Below are 20,933 nucleotides of genomic sequence, written 5' to 3'. Positions count from 1 at the left end.
TTTAGAATACACCTCATCATAATTAGGGGGCAATTTTGCCCCCCTAATGTCCTTTTTAAAGAGCTCTTGCTGCAGCCCTCTTACCCATTCTAGTCATTCCTAAAATTGTAGCACGATAGCTCCAAACAGCTGCAGAAGCTGCAGCACCAATTCCAGTTAGAGACAATAGTAAAGAAGCATAAGAAATCCAATCTAAAGCGGCCATAATTGCTGATGCAGTAGCTGCGCTACATCCAATAAGATTCATAATCATAACTTTTTTCATTATAAATATCCTCCTTGAACATCCACTTAATTTTAATATAAAAATAATAATTCCACTCTTCTTCTCAACATCCCCCCGGGTTCTACTAAAGTTTACCATTATAGTTAAATATACACAATATCCTTTTATAGAATTTTCTAAAAATAGTTTTTTAGATTTTTAAATATGATACATGAGCACTTTCTCTCATGTATCAAAATGTATTCTTATATTTTGATACTCTTAATAAGATCAAAAAAGGAGCACTAAATAATAAAGTGAAACTTTAATCAGTGGGGTTTTGTTCATCCCTCACTGATTATTAGCCTTCACCAATCGGGCTTTTACGGGCAGCCCGACCCTACCTAACTTCTTTGCTTCCACTGAATTTTGAGGTGGGGGTCTTACTGCCCGTTAATGCGGGATAAATCCCATCCCCACTTAATCAACTAATCAAAAAATATTAGTTCAATTAATAATTTTAAAAGGAATTTCTAGAAAGAAACATCTGACTATAAGATAGGAGCCTCCTTTACATTTCCTCTTGAAAACTGTGGTATATTAGACGATATATAGTTAATAAAGGAGTTCAATTAAATGGCAAAAAGTATTGTAATCGCTGAAAAACCTTCCGTTGCACGAGATATTGCTCGTGTACTGAAGTGTGATAAAAAAGGAAACGGCTATCTTGAAGGTAGTAAATATATTGTAACTTGGGCTTTAGGTCATCTCGTTACATTAGCAGATCCAGAAAGTTATGATGTGAAATATAAAAAGTGGAATTTAGAAGATTTACCGATGCTACCTGAGCGTTTGAAATTAACGGTTATTAAACAAACTGGTAAACAATTTAATGCTGTAAAAAGTCAGCTACTTAGAAAAGATGTAAATGAAATTATTGTAGCAACAGACGCTGGACGTGAAGGGGAATTAGTCGCACGCTGGATTATCGATAAAGTTAAGCTAAATAAACCAATCAAACGTTTATGGATTTCTTCTGTAACCGATAAAGCAATTAAAGATGGTTTTGCAAATTTAAAACCAGGTAAAGCCTATGACAATTTATACGCTTCAGCAGTTGCGCGTTCAGAAGCTGACTGGTATATCGGTCTTAATGCAACTCGTGCTTTAACGACTCGCTTTAATGCCCAGTTAAATTGCGGCCGTGTACAGATGTATCCCGTCAATAGTTAGGGTGAAATTAATTTTACTAGTATTTATAAGACTTGTATGATTTCCTCCCAAATTTATATGGTTATAATGAGAATTTTAAGTAGAAAAAACCTCGATTTGCTTGTAAAACACCTCCCTTTTTATTAACAGAGTATTCCCGCAACTTAAAAATTGATTAAAAAAAGTTTGTAATTGCCACATAATAAAAAGCACCCGTTATGGATGCTATACTTATATTATTGTATAGATACATTCGATTTTACTTCCTGCATACTCCATCCCCTTTATGTATTTCAAACTCACTCTATAAACTCACCTACGGTTTCATTCGCTTCACTAAATCAAATTGATATGTCCTATTTCGCTTTTCAAGTGCTGAATCAATATAATACTTAGGATTTACCATAAAGTCATTGAAAGCTACTAGAGAAATATAATTATCTTTAGCAGAGTTCCATCTTCCTTCTGTTGGACAAGATTTATATGCTTTTTTGACGTTTAACATATTTTTTCGCACTAAGTTTTCAAAATCATTAATGGTCGTAACTTCGTCAGTTTCAGCCGAAATAACATAACTTTTAGCTTCTGGTGTATAAAGTGCAATTACTCCCTTAGTGCGATTCCCAATACGGTCTTCTAATGAATATCGTAATTCATCATAAAGCCAATCATCATAAACATTTTTATTAGACCATGTTTCAATATCAAAAACTTGCTTTGTATTGTAATTGATCGCATTTGGTGTTAATACAACTACCGTCAATGAACAATCTTCAAGTTTTTCATAAAGATATTTTTGAATAGTATCTTCACTCATATTCGAGCGGTCTTCACCTTCAGACTTATTGATTGTGTAGTCGAGCTCGGCAAATTTTTCAACAAGCTTATTTTTATAATATAGTCCATCAGAAAATCTAAAGGACACAAATACATTACTAGCCATAGAAACCTCCTTAGGGTTTAAAAATAAAAAGTAAAACTATTGTAATTAGTGTGATACTCCCATAAGACCATTTAAGGATAGGTCTCATGGCAGAACACATCACTTTTTCTGTGAAAATCGGTGTCATTCCAAAATCAATTTGGCTATCATTTTTGTTTCGCACTTCTTCATATAAATTCCTAAAACCACGCTCCAAATGCAAATAATAAGCGTCATGGAACCAGAACAAAAGTACAACACCAAAAATTAAAACTAACATCCAGTAATTACTTTTAGTAAGCCAATAAGCATACATTGCACCGATTGAAGTAACCGACCATCCTTTGATAATAAATGAGTTGGAACCCATACGAGTGATAACACCCTGAATCATTTCCATATGTTTATGTTTATTGTCGTTAGCCATCAATCCATAACCTTCACTTTCTCCTCGCTAAAGGCAAATTCTTTTTTACCAAATTTGTACTCATAAATCTGTTTATTTATCATACACCCCTCCAAATAAGCGATCATTACCACTATTATACTATTATTCTAAATAAAGTGGGTAATTAGCAAAAAGGAGCCACAAGTAGAGCCTCCCAAATATATTGTGATTATTCCCTGTTTGGGGTACAGACCCATCGCTATCAAGCTAACAAAACAAAATACCCCCTAAAATAAAAAAATACGCTATTCTTTCTATAGAATCAAAGGAAGAGTTAGAAGAATTATTTGACTCATCAACTGAAGTTTTTAATAGATTTGAAAATGAGGACAGAAGTACTATGAGCGAAGACACGATTCAGGAATACCTATACGAAAAACTGAAAAAAACCTCTGTTACAATTGTATTGTTAACTCCTAAAGCTGTTTCCAATCAGAAGGATATTTTTGGATCATATGATGATTGGTTTGTATGATGAGTTAAAATATTCTTTGGAGGATCGAAATGAGAATCGTACAAACGGTGTAGTTGCTGTTTACACAAATGAAAGTAAAGGCTTAATATTAAGTAAAAGCTCACATACTTGTAGTGTTTGTAATCAAGAATCAAATTGTGGGGTAATACTGGATTTTGATAATCTTGTGAGAAAAAATGTCCTAAATGTTAAAACTACCTATAAATCTAACCCTCGTAACAATCTATTTGATGAGGATAAAGGCTCTTATATTTCACTAGTCAATATAGATGATTTTAAGAAGGATTATGTGAAATATATTGAAGCAGCAAAAGAAAAACGGGACAGAAAAGATGAATTTGAACTAGTTAAGAAAATGTAAATCTAAGCTAATTTTTTATGGGCTTCAGCTTATTGAGCTACTAATCGATTGGAATACAGCAACAATTCATTTTTTCTGATGTCATAAAACATTAATTAGGAATTTAATAAGAAATCTCACTACGTTTTCCATTCGTCTATTATGTGTAGTTGTTTGATAAAATTACATATAGCATTGGAATAAAGTTTAATTAAATTAACCTAATAAACCTGGATAAAAGAGGAAAATAGAAAAGCGTGTTTTGAAAAAAGATTGATCAAAACACGCTTTTTCTATATTCAATTGAATCATCCTTTTATAAAAAAGTTTGATAATTTTTGTTATACTTGCTCCATTAAAGCGCCTTATAATGGAATAACTAAAACATGCTCTTCTAATTTACATGATTAATATACTTGCGACCCTATTACTTCAAATGCCCTTTGATAATGAAGCCGAAGAATTTCCATCTCACCATTTTATTTCTTTTTCAGCCTACAAGCCCATTTTATCAAGTATATCATTAGCCAGTGCACTGTAATCAAGGCTAACCATTAACTCATGATTAAACTCCGACGGTAAATCGTTTAGATTTTGATTCCAATCATCTGCATCCATCTCTGCAGTAATTTCTGCCGTTCGTCCACCAGCAGATCCTATAAGAAATACAGGCAGGCGTCGAGATCTTGCTAGTTTAATTTCCTCATCAATACCCGGAGGGATGCCGTGCCTTTTTGTCTTTCCTCCAATGACCACCATACACAATGCGTCTGGATCATCAATCATTGATTTTCTCATAGCTGATAAACTTTTGTTCCTATCTTTGTCCACTTCATCGACAGGCATAACTGTCGCATGTTTTCTACTTCCGATGACATCTTCCTCCTTTACGAAATGCCTTGAAACATACATCTTAACTGCGTCTTTGTAAGACTGTGAATTTATTTGTTTGGCCATGTCAAATATTAAATGTTGAAACGTTGGATGTGCCCCAAAAATAACCTTGCTATTACGAGTAAGTATAGCTTGAGTAAAAGCTCGAACCGCATCCGTTATATGTTGCTGATGTTCTGGTTCACAATCCGGAAAAGCACCTGAGATGATTATCCCTTTCATACTAGTTTGACTTTGTATAGGAAACCGAACATAATGTTCCAGACAATTTAAATACTCATCACAAGAATCAACTTTATGTGGTTCCTCTAATAATCTTTCATCATGTTGGGAGGCAATTGGAGCAAGTATTAAAGCCGTATCGTATATTGTTCCAAGTTGTGGGTGAGGCTCATAACCATACCTCGCCACACTTTTCAAAAATTGTTCATGTTCATGCTCTTTTGGTAACCGTCCATAAAAGCTAACAATATGAGTCATTGGACGTTGGAAATATCGAAATCCATGTCGAGGGATTTCGATCTGATAAGTAAAATATTTTTTATTCAATTCTGTCAGTTTTATAGTACCCCTTTTTGCTAATGCTCGAATTCGCTTCAAATGTCCTAAAACTTCTTTTGCATGTGCTCGAGAAATCTCGAAGGCTTTATGAATCACTTCGTCTACAATCTCAGGATCCACATATTCATCTAATGATTCAATATTTGGAAAATGAAAATGAGGTACTTCTGCAGGCTTAAACCAAAAATCTTTAGCACGTCCTTCTTCTGGACCAATACGTACCCATACAATCGGAACCCCCCTTGACAAAGCAACCTCTAATTCAAGAGCAATCCACTTGGACTCACCACTTCTTGGAGTGTCCAAGTATACAACGGCATCACATTGACGAAGATTCTCTTCTATCACTTCCTGGGCATCTTCTCCCACTAATACTTTATTGAGATCCCGAAATGCTTGTTGCGCTCTTAAAGCAAATGCATCGTAAAAGGCCCCGGCAATTTTTTCCCCATCAATTCGTCGATGACTTAGAAATAGGTACATATTATTTTTAGTAAGAGTTGGTTGGAGGATCGATATAACGGTCCTCGCTAACACAATTGCCACAGTTTCAATGTAGGATTCTGAAAGGCTACGTTGTCTTAGTTGTTCATTAACATCAAAACTTTGCGCCTTCTTCACGCATGAAGGCGGCACCCGATCATCTCTTCTCATAGCAACAGGTAGCAGTTCACTCCCTGCCGCAACAGCATCTTCTAAAAAGTCAATCACGAACACTGGATAATTCTGATTATTATTAAAAAATATCACTACATCTTCTTTTTGAAGCGTTATTCCTTCCATAACTTCATCAGTCAAGATGTTTTGAGTCGGGACGTGTTGTAATAATTCATCCAGACACTTTTCATAAAAACGGACAGCTTGTGGCGTTTCACTAAAAGTGATTTTGGGATGTATGATATAAGCAGTCATAACGAGTACTCACTTTCTTTGGGGAAATTTGTATACTTCAAATAATAACCATAATAGTCAAAATAAACGTTAATTGGATATTAGCTCTTATACTATTTTTTAAACGCTAACATGAATATCGATAAGTTTATGTTTTTCATACAGAATATCTAGCGCATGAGAATCTTCTTTTATATTAAAAGCCTTTTGCCATTCTAAAAGGTCATTTTTATCTATTTCAAACAGATGGTCAAGATCCAACTTATGTTTAACAGTTAATACTTGGGCATTTTCAAAATAATACCCCTTTTTTATTAAAGTAAATCTATTAGGTTCCTTCTTTCTAAGTACATGTGTCGTAGCTATTTCATGGAAAATCCAGGGAGATTTTGTTTGATTAATAACTTCATTAGTCTCAATGGACTCAGGAGTATTTAAGAAAATTAAACACTCAGTTTTGTCCATCATTTTAGTTAGAGCACCTGAAAGCATCATATGAACATGACTTGTAGAGAAATTTCTTTTTTCATAACTGTATGTATTACTGTGGGTATTCTTACAGTAAATATCATCAATTTTTTTAAGGAGATTATCTGCATATCCCCATACACAAGAATCAATAAAAACTCTTAATCCAAATGTATCATTTAACCAGCCAGCTAAAGCAATAGCCTTATTTTTATCACCATGGGAGTGAGAAAGAAAAATGTCAGTTTCTAACTGTGGAAACCAATCTTCTTGCAATCTTGTCCCATCAATACTTCCATCACTTAGAATAAAGCTATCAAGCTCTTTTTCAATATGTTTCTTACTCTCATTAAAGATATTATTCCCTTTATTACTATACAAAGAAATGAAATCATCATCCAAATCTGTTAGATTAAAACCAGCAAACATACTACTACCTCCCATTAATTGTTATTAGTAATTTATCAAACAAATACTCTTTTGTCAAAAAAGGTCAAACTCACACGAAATTTTATAGAAAGTAATATTTTGTCTCACCACATGCCCATTAAACTAAGGTAAACAATTACCCCATAGGAGGAAATACACGGTATCATTTAGATAAATCATCCAGTGTATCTACGAAAGAGAGGTACTGTATCATTTCGGAAAAATGGTGTGCCTAGACATATTACTAAAATAGTATAGCCGACCCTTTGTACGTTAAGGAGTCGACTATACTATTTTTAGCGATGAACCTTGTTCCGCAATATGGCCCGATTGTTGAATAACATGACTGGCGTTTTTTAAACAACTTTATTATATTTCAAACGACTTTATTGTAAATTAAGCAACTTTATTATCTTTGTACATTTTGATAAAATCACACAATATAATTATCAAACGGGCACAATTATGGAGAAAAAGTAAAAGGGTGATACATATTGGTCATGTATCACCCTTTATTTTTTATGGCCTCTTACAAATTAGGTCTTGATAAATTACAAGTGTCCAAAATAATTTAGAAAGAATGGAAAAAATACTGCAACTAAATAATAAATTTAGATAAAAAAGCTAATTCATGTTGAATTTCTTGTATGCTCAGACTTTTTGTTAGTCAAACTTCAATCCTTTTAATGCTTCTGCCAGTGCATTATTAAGCGGTTCTTCTTCTTTTTTCTGTTGTTTCATATATTTTTGAACGTCACGTTTATCAGCTTTGTTTCCAGATTCTTTTTTACGTCTCTCTTGGAATGTCGATAATTTCTCGCGATAGCCACATTTGCATGCGAAAATTTGGCCAGCGCCTTCACCACGTAATTCTAGTTTCTTCTTACATTGCGGACAACGAGCATTTGTTGTACGAGATACATTTTTACGGTGACCACATTCACGATCTTGGCAAACAAGCATTTTTCCTTTTTTACCATTCACCTCAAGCATAGGTTTACCACAGTCAGGGCATGACTTTGTAGAGATGTTTTCATGTTTGTATTTTTTGTCACTTGATTTAATTTCCTTCACGATGTCTTTAGCATGCTGTTTCATTTCATTAATAAAGGCATCTTTTTTCAGTTTGCCTTTTGCAATTAGTTCAAGTTTTTGTTCCCACTCTGCTGTCGTAGCTGGTGAACGTAATTCTTCTGGAACTAATTCTAACAGTTGACGACCTTTTGCTGTGATGTAAATATCCTTGCCACCACGTTTTTCGATTAGGAATGAATTAAATAGTTTATCAATAATATCTGCACGTGTCGCTACAGTACCTAATCCACCAGTCGATTTTAATGTATCAGCAAGTTGTTTATTTTGCGTATCCATATATTTTGTAGGATTCTCCATTGCTGAAAGTAAGGTTGCTTCATTAAAGCGTGCAGGTGGCTTTGTTTGGCCTGATGTTTGCATAATTAGTTTTATATTCAATGTATCGCCTTTTTCAATGCGAGGTAAAATCTGTTCTTTTACGTCATCAGTTGCATCATCGTCTTCAAAGCGATTTTCGTATACTTCCTTCCAACCAGCATGTAAAATTGTTTTTCCGCGTGCAATGAACGTTTCATTACCAACCTTTGTACGTAACGTTAGTTGCTCGTATTCGAATGCTGGGAATAAGACAGCTAAGAAACGTTTTACAACTAAATCATAAATTTTACGTTCTTTATCAGTGAAAGTTGAGAAGTTAACATATCCTTCTGTTGGAATAATTGCGTGATGATCGCTTACTTTACTATCATCAACAAATGATTTATTAGATTTTATCGGTTTATTTAAAATTTTATGTGCTAGAGAGCGGTATTCTCCTACACCACATGCCTTTAGACGCTCTGGAAGTGTTCCGACGATATCAGATGAAATGTAGCGTGAATCCGTACGAGGATACGTTAGCACTTTATGCTGTTCATACAACTTCTGCATAATATTTAATGTTTCTTTAGCAGAGTAACCGAACTTTTTATTTGCATCACGTTGTAGCTCAGTTAAATCATAAAGACCAGGAGAGAATGACTTCTTCTGCTTTTTATCAATCTCCACAACAGTAGCATTTTGCTTATCTAGGCTCTTTACGATACTATCAATTTTTTCTTTGTTAAAGCTTCGATTATTCCCGTTAGTGTCTTGCCAAGTTATTTTGACTGAATCAGTTTGTGCTTCAATGCCATAGTACACTTGTGGTTTGAAGTTTTTAATTTCATCTTCACGTGCAGCTATCATGGCTACAGTAGGCGTCTGAACACGCCCACAATTTAACTGTGCATTATATTTGGTCGTTAAAGCTCTAGTAGCATTTAGTCCAATGTACCAATCTGCCTCAGAACGAGCTACTGCAGCAAAATATAAGTTTTCGTATGCTTTACCAGGTTTTAAATTATTGAATCCATCTTTGATTGCCTTATCTGTTACAGATGAAATCCATAAACGTTTGATTGGTTTATTTACTTTAGATTTGGCAATAATCCAACGGGCCACTAACTCACCTTCACGCCCCGCATCTGTTGCGATAATGATTTCATTTACGTCATTACGATTCAACTGTGATTTAACGGAATTAAACTGTTTACCGGACTGTTTGATTACTGATAGTTTTAAACGATCAGGTAGCATTGGTAAATCTTCTAAATTCCACTTTTGATATTTTTTATCATACATTTCTGGATCAGCTAAGGTTACTAGATGTCCTAGTGCCCATGTTACGATATATTTATCGCCCTCTAAAAAGCCGTTCCCTTTTTTATTACATTTCAGTACATTCGCAATATCACGAGCGACTGATGGTTTTTCTGCTAATACTAAGCTTTTTGCCATATCTTCATGCTCCTTCAATATCTTGTACTTATACTATAACACAGTTCGAATTCATGAAATATGGTGTGGATTTGAAATAAAGTCACGATGTTTATAAGAAAGACGTTATGTTTTGAAGGAATTTATGACGTTTATAAAAAAGATGCGATGCTTCTTCTCTTCAATCAAAGAACTCTCAATGAGTTTTGATTAAACTTTTTAATAAAATTGAACGTTCATTTAAAGAGAAAAGGATTGATTTTAATTAAACGCAGAAGGCAGAATAATAAAAAAAGCATGGACCTGATTCCTTTGCCAAAAGGGTATGGACCATGCTTTTTTATGCAGATTCTACTTTATAAAACGGAATCTAAAACGGCTTTGATCTTACGAATAGCTTCTTTTTTAATTTTAATTCCATTTTCAGTTCCTAAATCTTGAATTTTCACTAAGGCATCAAAAGCTTCAACGGCTTTGAAATCACTCATTAATTCTTCTGGCACACCATCTATTTTTTCCCTATAGTAAACCCGATTAAACCAATTACAGCTGTAAATGAACTCTTTTCCGTCAACACATAGTTCGAATTCGTTATTATCGTAAGCTTGTGAAATATCATTTACAATATCCACAAACTCATCGATGCGTTCTGTCGGGATATGAAAAATTGATTTCTCTTCTGAAGTTCGTGAAAAATTAGCTTGAATAAGTTTAGCTTCTAAAAGTTTGAAGAAGCTCGAATATTTGCTGCCTTGACTTCTTTTTTGATATTCCGATACAAAAACTTTATCATTTTCGAAATAAACATAACAAAACCTAGAATATCCATCAATAAATTCTGCACTGTTATGATAAATGTGAAAGTTTTTTCTGGCTGTAACTAAGGTATCAAATCTACGGAATTTCATCTTCAATGGCTCAGGAAAAGCAGTCGCTTTTCCACCTACCAACATCGATCTCGCAGGCCCAGCATTAGAGCTTGAGGTAAATCGAGAATTCGAGCGATAAATAATGACTTTATCAAGAAGTAATTCAGTATCCGATTTAAGGCCTTGTTGTGTGAAAAATTTTGGTGTATCTCCAACTTTAAACATTTAATCACCCTCTGATTCGTTTTGTTAATTAACAGAATGCGTTCTATTCATTATAATAAATAACAGAATGCATTTTGTAAATAGTTGATGTGTTTTTTTGGAAAATAAAAAGCATATCTGTTTCTTACCGATTAAGGTAAGAAACAGATATGCTTTTTGTTAATAGATCATAAATAAACATAAAACACTGGTTTATCAATGTTTTCACAAAAAAAGATACCGTATTTTAATCAAACTTTATTTCAAATCCACATATGGATAAGTATTAGTTCTATTTTGAGGTCATTATTGTCATTGCTTGTTTAAGTATTTCTACTTCCTGTTTTAAACGTTTATTTTCTTTTTGAATAGCACTGAATTCTTTAAAAGAAATAGCCGATTCATCAGCATATAGTTTTATCCAAGAATAGATTGCTGTGGGTGACACTTTATATTCCTTACCCAGTTCAGTTGTTGCCCTTCCTTCAAGATGTAGTTGAACAATTTTCTTTTTAAAACTTTCGTCATATTTCTTACTAGACATAAAAAATCTCCTTCAAAAAATGTTTATTAATATTGTAGCATCACCTCTTTGTGATGACTATAGTCGGTCGATTAAATTAGTAGATTTCTTAGTTAATTAACTAAGAGGTGAGCTTATGGAGATATCAAAAGCTTTTGGTACCGTGTTAAGAAAACACAGAAAACTAGCTGGTCTTTCCCAAGAACAATTGGCGTTACAATGCGACCTAGATAGAACTTTTATTGGATTACTAGAACGCGGACAAAGACAGCCTAGCATTACTACGATATTTATTATTTGTGGGGTACTAAAAATAATGCCCCATGAATTGATTAAAGAAGTTGAAAGTTTATGCGTTATTTAAATGATGTATTTCACAAAATACATAGGGAAACTGAAGAGCGAATATACTATACGAAAGCATGCCTAAATTAAGAGAACCCATGCTAGTTGAGTAAGGTTCTCTTAATTAAAGCAAAATATATTTTTTATTTTTCCTCTTTATCGGAAGACTATAGATCTAAGTCTTCGATAAGTGTATTTTTTATCTTCGTTATTGTTACTACATTATCAATTGTATTATCAGTATTAAGCTCTAGTATAGCCTTATTAGGCCGTTCCTTAAATATATCCTTAAATAGTTGTTCCACTGTAGCAGATCTAGTTTTTCCAGTTGTAATTAAGTTTATTAAATTAAGATCTTTAACGCTTGATAAATTTGCCCATTGGAAAAGAACATTTTGATAGATTTCGTTATTGTCCTTAAGATTTACAATCTCAGCCTTAAGTTCGGCGATTTCTTTTGTCATCTTAGCTTCTTTTTCTTTGAGTTGATTGTAGCGAGTAGATATTTTACGATAGCCATACTCATTTACCTTCAGTTGATTAATAATTTTCTTTTTAGTAGCTGGAGTGTCTTGTGATAATCTGCTTATAACATCATTTGTTGAGATAATTTCAATGTATTGATCATTGTTTTCTATTAAAGCGCTTCTCTTTTTATTGATTTCATCAACGAGCAATTTTCCTTGACGACGAGGTTTTCTCCAAAAATCTTCACTCAGTTTAAAATCTAATATTCCTTTGTTATATTCCTCTAGCGCATAAAGAAAGATTTCTTTATATCTTATAATTTGAACATTTGCCTGATTTCTTAAGAAATCATCAATAATCTTTAGAAGAATATCTTTAGGATATATTTTAGGCTTACGCCCTCGACTTTTCATACATTTCAAACCTTTCCTTTAGTTTTGCCAATTGGTATAATGCATCTTTTACTTTCTTAGAACTTTCAATTAATTGATAATTGAATTGTGAATTTTTTTCATCATATACATCATTTTTATGATGTATGAGACCAGTTTTATGAAGCGCTAATAATTTATCAATGCATAATTTAAGAACAGACTCTTGATTAACAAGGATGTTTTGTAACTTATCATAATGTTTTTGGTAATCGTCTAAGGTTATTCTCCAATGCTTACAGAGATAGTGTTCATCTACGGGACAGTCTTGTAAAGAATCTGTACAATAACCGATTTCTAATGGAATTTTAACAACTTCAGAAACTTCCGTAGTGATAGTCATCGCATTTTTGAAAATAATTTCTTTGAAAAATTCGTTTGAAAGGTTACCTAAGTGTCTTTTTTGATTCGTTAATAATTTTATTAAATCTGAATCAACCCAATATTCCAAGTGGTTATGATAAGTCATTTGAGAATAAACAGAATTGTGTCCCCCTAATCTAGCAATCTCACTGGGATGATAACCTTGCAACATTAAATTCAAAAATGCAAAATGGCGAGTATCGTTTGGTCTTATTTTCCTATAGATATTGTAAGGTGATTGGGTATGGGGATCTGAACTGTTCTCTAATAATTTGAGACCATACTTCCCACAAACAATTTCCCTATAAAATTTGTCTAATAAATTCCTGAAATTTCTGTAATTAAAGATTTCTGGTTTTATATTTCGAACTGTACTAGACGTTTGTAATAATGTTTTAGACGGTTTAGCAGAATATATTTTTTGTTGATATAATTCGATTGATTTGGCAATTTTATCCGAAACCAAAATTTTGTCATAAGCGATTTTACGATTCCTTAAATTTTTGCTTCGAGGTAAAGATAAAAAATACCCTTCTTTATTAAAAGTTAAACAATCAAATTTCAAATTACAGAATTCGTTAATACGTACTGGGATAACATTTGTTAAATTCCACCATAAATAAATTGGATAGTAATCCAAATATACTTTATCAATGTCCTCATTAGAAAAGTATACTTCAACTATTAAAGAAAATTTAAGAACATCTTGGCTTGATGGTAATTTCCTTATTGCTGCTGAATTCTGTGTTTGATAGTATCCTAAAATTAGTTCCAGATACTCTTCTGGCACTATCAGGTCTTGGCAAAAATCTAGAAATTCTAATAGTAGAGATGCTTTATTTTGTAGAGTACTAGGTTTAAGATCTTTAGAAAAATAGTTCAGTTCAAATTCATCTATTGCTCCTAGATTAAATCCTTTACTTAGGATCAATGCATCCTTTGCCCTTCTGGTTTTCTTTGCTAAATGATGAAAACTGTTACCACCCTCTAAAAGTAGAATAAACCAAGATTTTAATAGCAAGATAAATTGTTCAGTATCAAACTTCTTTGATGAAAAAGAATCGAAGCTAAAGTCTACCAAATATGTTTGTGAAAAATATTCATCATAAATATTCCACCTGTTATTGGATGCTTCGGCTGTAAGATTTACACCCATGCCTTTAAGACTGTTTATCCTATCTTGTAAAGTGCCACGGAGGCTCTCATTATAATGAGTTGAGGTAGACGAAAAATCTAAACTATGGTTATTCTCCATATTAATTGCCTCCAATTATTAGATTTTCACTTATACTATCTAAGCTGCGTATGTTATTTAAGAAATCTGAGTAGTCCTTACCTAAAAATGAACTTAGTACATTTTCTCCAAATTGTTTTTTAGCAGTACTTATTAAGGAAATGTTTTTGTATAATAAATTAGCTAATCTAACCCTTTCGCCTTTATAAGAAATGTTTTGAATCTGTTCTAATTTAGGTATCAAATTATTTAGGTTGTGAACAGTCTTTGTTAATACATAGAAATGTGGGATTGCAAATGGGCAACTGTTACATTTTCTATCTAGATATAAACAATCACCAAGAATACATTGCCAAAAGGATTCTTTGGCCGGCAATTGATTCATATTTATTAAATCTAATACTTCTCTCTGTTGTTCTTGTGATAAACTCTTAACGAACTCGTATAAAGGTTTCTTTTGTTCTTCAATTGCATTTAACATTATGGATAAATTTTCAATTTTATATATGTCTCCAAAAACTGTGGCTAACAGATTTTTTTCATTGTTTTCCATAGAATTATTTTGAGATTCACCAATAACAATTTGTTTTAAATAATCGTAGGTATAGCCAAAATAGCCTTTATCAAATAATTGCTTACTAATTTTATTTAGATGTTCTTCATTTACATGTACATATCTGTTGGTAGTGTCTAAAGAATCATGATTTCTAATGAATTTAGTAATCTCCAAAGGATTACGATTGGTTTTTTGTTTTAGGATTGAATTCACAAAAGTTATAAATGTGCTGTTGGCCATGAGCGATTTAAATTTAAAATTATTTATAGGAAAAGTTTTGAAAAACTTATCATGCATGCTAGTATTCAATTCGTTTGAATTACCTAAATCAATCAAGTTATTTCTTTTTGAATTTATTAATTGGGCCTTAAGTTCACATAAAACGATAGCATTAGCTACAGGTACAATCATATCTTCAGAAATAAAGAAAAAAGCCCTTTTACCATTTTTGTTATGATAAACATTCATTAAATTCGATGTTAATTCCCAGATAATTTTTGTAGATTCTTCTAAGGTTAAATTGTAGTTTTCAAATGATTTATAATCCTGCACAGGGATAGACAAGGGGATACGAGGTATCTTTTCAATAAAATCAGTACTTCTCCACCCGTTATTTAAATGAAGCATTACGTATAACCAAATGGATTCATAATTCCCCTTTGTCTCACACATTGGTTTTTTCTTATATTCAGAAAGAGCATTATCTTTATGGCGTTGAATGTCTTTAACATAGTCCAGTAGTGTTAAAAACTCATTAATCGAATAGATTTTCTTATTGTGTTTAGAGTTTGCTAAACGCTCATTTTTTTCCACATATGGGTTATTAAGCTCTGAAACCAAGTACTTACAATTAGAAAACCTTAAAAGTAAGTGATTAAAAAAACTATATAAAACTTCTTTGTAAGTACTTGGAACTTTATTGTTTAAAAATACGAAATTAATCTCATTAGAAGTCATGTCCATAATTTCTTTTGAAATTAATTTTGACTGTAGTAATTCTGTTATTTTAATAAATCGAACAAAAAGTTTCTTGATCGTTTTAATATTTCCGTTTGAACTTAATAATTTTTTTGAAGCAAAATTATGCCATGCTGTTTCTGTCTCTTTAACTAAATCCAGAAAATTTAAGTCCAATTCTTTGACTACTTTTAAAAAAATTTTATCTGGAAGAGTATTATATTCTAATTCATTTTTATATCGTTCGATTAAATCTGAAAATTCTAACGATTTTAAGTAAATATCAATAACTTTCTTAGGATATACGTATTTAAGTTTTTTTAGGCGACCAAATCTTAAATGAGGTGGTATTTGAACCTTTTCTCTATTTTTATATAATACGGTGCTAGGGACTTTTGCAATTGCTTCAACATGAGTATAGTTTAAACCTAATAAATTGTTTTGCTCTTCACATAACTTTTTTAAAAGATTAGAACAATCCTCTAGCAAATAATAATTAAGATTTCCGTACTCCAACTTTAAGATGCGAAAGTGTTCGTTATTTTCATCAAACTGTTTCTTTGAATAGTCTAATTGGATTATTAAATCTTTTTCGGAAATTATGGTTTTAATTTTGTCATTTATAGAGGGCGTTGAATAGTTCGCTATTTCTTCTAAAATTTGTACGATTTTTTCATCATCTAAATGCCCAAGTACTTGAAGTGAACTCTTTATTTCTGAGGTGGTGTTTGAATTATGTTGTGTATCATTACTAGATTCTAAAACATTGATCGTTTGATGATTAGTAGTACTTTGTCTTTGTTTATCATTGATTTTTGCAAAAATGTTATCAATTTTATCCTTTGGAAAACCTAAATGAGATTTAGTGAATTTATTAAACTTTACCTCAATCGGTAATTCTTCAGCAGTAATAGGAATGTTAAAATCTGAACAAATACTGTAGAACTTACTTATGCTACATCCTAGTAAATATTCCACGTCACTAATTAAATAATAATTCGAATCGTAGTAGTTATATAGGTCATTTCTTCTTTTAACAAAATCATCAACCTCTTCCTTGTGCCAATAATTTTGACGTGATAAAGGGATTTTTATAGGGGAAATTCTAAATTTATCCATATACCTATTAATATTATTTGGTATATTGAGCAATTCCATTAATTGTTTGGAAGTATAATATTCAGTTAAAACATTATTAGTTTCAGCTAGATCGCGATATTGTTTCTTTAAATCGAGAAATTGTTCCTTATCATAGAAAATAACGGCGTTCGCAAACTTATATACGTTATCAATAGGTCTTGTGTGGATAGGGGTTAATTTACGAATAAGTTTTCTAGAATATCCTAAGGCTTTTATTTGACCACTGGTTATTTTGGTTTCAAGGTTATGTTCATAATTTTTATCTATAATATTTTTCAGGGAATCTATATTGGACTTGTCATAATAATTAATTTCATATTTCCCATTTGACGTTAATGTGATGCCATATTCTTGAATCATTTTTTTGAACTTTTCAGTATTTTTATAGCCCAAATGTTCTTTAGCATCCTTTTCGCAGATAGTATGATTTAGAAATTTTTTGAATTTTAATTTCCTCTCCACTTCGGTTTTATCATAAAAGGCAAGTCCCCCAGCTTCAGCATACTCATTAATTCTATCGATAGGTTCTGCCTTAACCTTTTGAAATACTATTCTATCATTTTTTTTAAATCCTAGTTCCTGCATTTGCTGAGTACTCAAACGATTGGCTTTATTGAATGAATACCTTTTTTTAACCAAGTCAATAAAGAACTTTATATCTGATTCCTTATAATACTTGAAGGAACTATATCCTCTTTTTACTTCTTTAATATTACAATCGTTTAATGCATGTTGAAGTTGTTGGAGTGTTTTAAAACCCACTAATTCCATTATTTGCAAAAGTGATAATAATTCAGAACCACAGCTTTTAGATGCTAAATATGCATTTACTTCTAATTTGTCATAGAAATAAGAGACTCCAGTAAAAGTCCTATATCTATCGAAAAGCGAAGTAGGTTCGCTCTTAAGAATAGCTCTATCGTGTCCAGTACATCCTAACGTGATAAGTTCTTTAGGAGTATATTTATTTAAGCAATTGTCTTTATATCTTTTTTCAAGAATATCCCGTAAATTATTTATAACATTGGTATCATAAACAATTTCTCTAGAATTATTAATACCTATTTTTTGTAGTGAGGCTTCTTTAAGAAATAATCTAGTTTGATATATCGATAAGTTAAGGAGGGTTGAAACCTCTTTTAATGTCATATGATTAGGCAAGTCCTACACTTCCTTTAGTATGTCAAAATTATTGATTGCTAAACTCATAGAGCTAAGTAATGTATTTTCATCTACATAACTTAATGCAGACTGTAAGCTTCTATCGCCTCTAGCTAATGCAATTTGGGTAGGAGTTAGACCCAAATCTATTAATATGTTCGTGAAAACGCCTCTGCCAATATGCGTAGACCATTTATTGTTTGTTAACAGTATATAATCTTCGACTTGATTTTTTGCTAGTAAGTCATTTAAAAACTGTTGTTTAATCTTATCAATTTTTGCTGAATATCTTTTGCCCCTTAAAGCTTTAAAATTCCTCGCTGAGATAAAAAGTGCTTCGGAAGTTCCTTTAGTTAATTTGGTTAGCATTTTTAGGTGTTCTTCATACAGGGGCTTTATAATTTCAGGGCAAATACATATTTGATCTCTTGGATATTTAACTTGAATATCAGCCTTATTTATTGCATCTGCAAATAAGATGTTTTGATTGTCTCTAATCTCAATTATTAGGTTACTATTAGCCCACTTTAAACTAGAGCATTTTAAGTTAATGACCTCAGAACGTCTTAATCCTCCAAAGAATTGTAAAGCTATACCTAATGCCATTAATGGTTCAATACGCTTTGCTGTCATAATAAAATCTATAATTAGTCTATTTCTATTTTTACCGAAGTCTTTAATAACATTATTTTGAATGGAATTTCTTATTGGTAAAATAATATCTAAGTCATTAGTGTTTTCAAAAATATTGGTCTCAATTTCCCGGCTTTTTCGACCGTAATAAACAGTCTGGTAATTTACACTAAAGACCTGGTTAATTATTTTTTCTGATTTCAACCAATGGAAAAGTTTGTTTAGATACTGTATCTCAGTTTTTACATATTCACTCTTTAATTCACCTGCTCTACTTTTTAATGATAAATAGGAGATATAATCCGCTCCATGTTGAAGAGTTAAACTGCTTAGTCCCCCTATAATTAATTCAGGATAATTATCTTTATTTTTATATAAATAATTTAAAAATCTTGTTATTGCATAAGCTACATTTCTTTGGCTATTAATAGACTTTCCTTTATTTTTATATTCTCTTTTTATAAAATTTGAAAGAGGTGAGGGAAATATTAGATAGCTATTTTCTTTAATTCCAATACCAATACTACTGAATATTTCTCCATTTCTTGAAGTTTCATCAAATTCCCTTACAACAAATCTCATAGTTTCCTCCCCTAAATTCTATTACTATGCTTATTTATTTTTTATACCCAAAATAAAAATGTACATGGGTGAAATTATTATTGATATCATTACTATTAAAAGAATATATTAAATTTCGCCCTAAAAACAGTATACATGTACAAACCCCTACTGTTGCTATGATTGCTAGTCGTGAGGATGAAATAAAGAACTTCAAAGCTCAAACTTACTACGGCATCGAAGCTCAAACGATGGAGAAACTCAAACTTACTTGGCAAGATGCAAATGGCAATAGCCGTAGTTTTAATAAAGAAAAAATTGATGGTATTGTAAAAAGTTTAGATAAACAACATGCTACTGTTGTGGAAATTGATAAGAAACAGAAGAAGTCATTCTCTCCTGGTCTTTACGATTTAACTGAATTGCAACGTGATGCAAATAAAAAGTTCGGTTACTCTGCTAAAGAAACATTAAATATTATGCAGAAATTGTATGAACAGCATAAAGTGCTAACGTACCCTCGTACAGATTCACGCTACATTTCATCTGATATCGTTGGAACACTTCCAGAACGTCTAAAAGCATGTGGTGTTGGAGAATACCGTCCCTTCGCACATAAAGTATTACAAAAGCCTATCAAACCTAACAAATCATTTGTTGATGATAGTAAAGTAAGCGATCATCATGCGATTATTCCAACAGAAGGATACGTTAACTTCTCAGCATTCACAGATAAAGAACGCAAAATTTATGATTTAGTTGTAAAACGTTTCTTAGCTGTTTTATTCCCAGCATTCGAATACGAGCAACTAACATTACGTACTAAAGTTGGTAGTGAAACGTTCATTGCACGCGGAAAAACGATTTTACATGCTGGCTGGAAGGAAGTATACGAAAATCGATTTGAAGACGATGATGTAACTGATGACGTAAAAGAGCAGCTTCTTCCTCGCATTGAAAAGGGCGATACATTAACTGTAAAGTTAATTATGCAAACATCAGGCCAAACGAAAGCACCTGCACGCTTTAATGAAGCAACTTTACTTTCAGCAATGGAGAATCCTACAAAATATATGGATACGCAAAATAAACAACTTGCTGATACGTTAAAATCGACTGGTGGATTAGGTACTGTAGCGACACGTGCAGATATTATCGACAAACTTTTCAACTCTTTCTTAATTGAAAAACGCGGCAAAGATATTCATATTACTTCAAAAGGCCGTCAGTTACTTGATTTAGTACCAGAAGAGTTAAAATCCCCTACACTAACTGGTGAATGGGAACAAAAACTTGAGGCTATCGCAAAAGGTAAGCTAAAAAAAGAAGTATTCATTTCTGAAATGAAGAACTATACGAAAGAAATTGTTTCTGAAATTAAATCGAGTGATAAAAAATATAAACATGACAACATTTCAACGAAGTCTTGTCCAGACTGTGGTAAACCGATGCTAGAAGTAAACGGCAAAAAAGGAAAAATGCTCGTATGCCAAGACCGTGAATGTGGTCATCGTAAAAATGTATCTCGCACAACAAACGCTCGTTGCCCACAATGTAAGAAGAAACTAGAATTACGTGGTGAAGGTGCAGGTCAAATCTTTGCATGTAAATGTGGCTATCGTGAGAAACTTTCTACATTCCAAGAGAGACGTAAAAAAGAATCTGGAAACAAAGCTGATAAACGTGACGTCCAAAAATATATGAAACAACAGAAAAAAGAAGAAGAACCATTAAACAACCCGTTCGCAGACGCATTAAAAAAATTAAAGTTCGATTAAACAAAAAGGTTCCTACCGCTCTCGGTAGGAACC

At 32.2% G+C, this 20,933-nt stretch carries 15 protein-coding genes and 1 pseudogene; 4 read left to right on the top strand and 12 right to left on the bottom strand.

Annotation, left to right across the window (positions count from 1 at the left end; translation table 11 throughout):
- Positions 1-55: 55 nt before the first annotated feature.
- On the bottom strand, positions 56-265 hold the full coding sequence (locus MHH27_RS02525) for a hypothetical protein (RefSeq protein WP_090978215.1): 210 nt from the start codon (positions 263-265) through the stop codon (positions 56-58).
- 576 nt (positions 266-841) lie between these two features.
- Here MHH27_RS02525 and topB (MHH27_RS02520) point away from each other — a divergent pair.
- A pseudogene (topB, locus tag MHH27_RS02520) lies at positions 842-1,417 on the top strand (DNA topoisomerase III); the annotation flags it as partial.
- 316 nt (positions 1,418-1,733) lie between these two features.
- Here the strand turns inward: topB (MHH27_RS02520) and MHH27_RS02515 are convergent.
- Together MHH27_RS02515 and MHH27_RS02510 are read right to left on the bottom strand one after the other, a co-directional pair.
- Complete coding sequence (locus tag MHH27_RS02515) at positions 1,734-2,360, bottom strand: TIR domain-containing protein (protein WP_016103248.1); 627 nt, start codon at positions 2,358-2,360, stop codon at positions 1,734-1,736.
- Between the two features lie 10 nt (positions 2,361-2,370).
- Entirely contained in the window at positions 2,371-2,766 is a 396-nt protein-coding gene (locus MHH27_RS02510) for a hypothetical protein (RefSeq protein WP_340941566.1), read from the bottom strand.
- Between the two features lie 467 nt (positions 2,767-3,233).
- Between MHH27_RS02510 and MHH27_RS02505 the strand changes: the two genes are divergently transcribed.
- Positions 3,234-3,623 (top strand): hypothetical protein, encoded by a 390-nt coding sequence (locus MHH27_RS02505; RefSeq protein WP_016103245.1) that lies wholly within the window; start codon positions 3,234-3,236, stop codon positions 3,621-3,623.
- Positions 3,624-4,097: 474 nt separating this feature from the next.
- Here the strand turns inward: MHH27_RS02505 and MHH27_RS02500 are convergent, their stop codons facing one another.
- From MHH27_RS02500 to MHH27_RS02480, 5 genes are all read right to left on the bottom strand, one after another.
- Complete coding sequence (locus tag MHH27_RS02500; RefSeq protein ID WP_340941564.1) at positions 4,098-5,969, bottom strand: SLOG domain-containing protein; 1,872 nt, start codon at positions 5,967-5,969, stop codon at positions 4,098-4,100.
- Between the two features lie 99 nt (positions 5,970-6,068).
- The gene (locus MHH27_RS02495) at positions 6,069-6,845 is read right to left on the bottom strand and encodes a hypothetical protein (protein WP_016103243.1); all 777 of its coding nucleotides are present in this window, start codon (positions 6,843-6,845) and stop codon (positions 6,069-6,071) included.
- 663 nt (positions 6,846-7,508) lie between these two features.
- Entirely contained in the window at positions 7,509-9,698 is a 2,190-nt protein-coding gene (locus MHH27_RS02490; protein ID WP_340941561.1) for a DNA topoisomerase III, read from the bottom strand.
- Between the two features lie 335 nt (positions 9,699-10,033).
- On the bottom strand, positions 10,034-10,771 hold the full coding sequence (locus MHH27_RS02485) for a hypothetical protein (RefSeq protein WP_340941559.1): 738 nt from the start codon (positions 10,769-10,771) through the stop codon (positions 10,034-10,036).
- A gap of 271 nt (positions 10,772-11,042) precedes the next feature.
- Positions 11,043-11,294, bottom strand: coding sequence for a transposase (locus MHH27_RS02480; RefSeq protein WP_002169259.1), 252 nt, complete (start codon positions 11,292-11,294; stop codon positions 11,043-11,045).
- A gap of 115 nt (positions 11,295-11,409) precedes the next feature.
- Between MHH27_RS02480 and MHH27_RS02475 the strand changes: the two genes are divergently transcribed.
- Complete coding sequence (locus MHH27_RS02475; RefSeq protein WP_016103240.1) at positions 11,410-11,637, top strand: helix-turn-helix domain-containing protein; 228 nt, start codon at positions 11,410-11,412, stop codon at positions 11,635-11,637.
- A 148-nt stretch (positions 11,638-11,785) separates the two neighbouring features.
- Here MHH27_RS02475 and MHH27_RS02470 read toward each other — a convergent pair whose 3' ends face one another.
- Genes MHH27_RS02470 through MHH27_RS02455 form a run of 4 tightly spaced genes read right to left on the bottom strand, consistent with a single transcriptional unit; the run spans position 11,786 to position 19,143 of the window.
- Positions 11,786-12,499, bottom strand: a complete 714-nt coding sequence (locus MHH27_RS02470) for a hypothetical protein (protein ID WP_340941557.1) — start codon at positions 12,497-12,499, stop codon at positions 11,786-11,788.
- Positions 12,480-14,135, bottom strand: a complete 1,656-nt coding sequence (locus MHH27_RS02465) for a tyrosine-type recombinase/integrase (protein ID WP_340941555.1) — start codon at positions 14,133-14,135, stop codon at positions 12,480-12,482. Before MHH27_RS02465 ends, MHH27_RS02470 begins: the two co-directional genes overlap by 20 nt.
- Position 14,136: 1 nt before the next feature.
- Complete coding sequence (locus MHH27_RS02460) at positions 14,137-17,916, bottom strand: hypothetical protein (protein WP_340941553.1); 3,780 nt, start codon at positions 17,914-17,916, stop codon at positions 14,137-14,139.
- 15 nt (positions 17,917-17,931) lie between these two features.
- Entirely contained in the window at positions 17,932-19,143 is a 1,212-nt protein-coding gene (locus MHH27_RS02455) for a site-specific integrase (RefSeq protein ID WP_317460490.1), read from the bottom strand.
- Between the two features lie 68 nt (positions 19,144-19,211).
- Here MHH27_RS02455 and topB (MHH27_RS02450) point away from each other — a divergent pair, with 68 nt between their 5' ends.
- Positions 19,212-20,900 (top strand): DNA topoisomerase III, encoded by a 1,689-nt coding sequence (topB, locus tag MHH27_RS02450; RefSeq protein ID WP_445687303.1) that lies wholly within the window; start codon positions 19,212-19,214, stop codon positions 20,898-20,900.
- The last annotated feature ends 33 nt before the right edge of the window (positions 20,901-20,933 follow it).

Source organism: Bacillus sp. FSL L8-0152, assembly GCF_038006365.1.
GTDB classification, from domain to species: domain Bacteria; phylum Bacillota; class Bacilli; order Bacillales; family Bacillaceae_G; genus Bacillus_A; species Bacillus_A cereus.
This window is presented reverse-complemented; position numbering and strand designations above follow the sequence as displayed.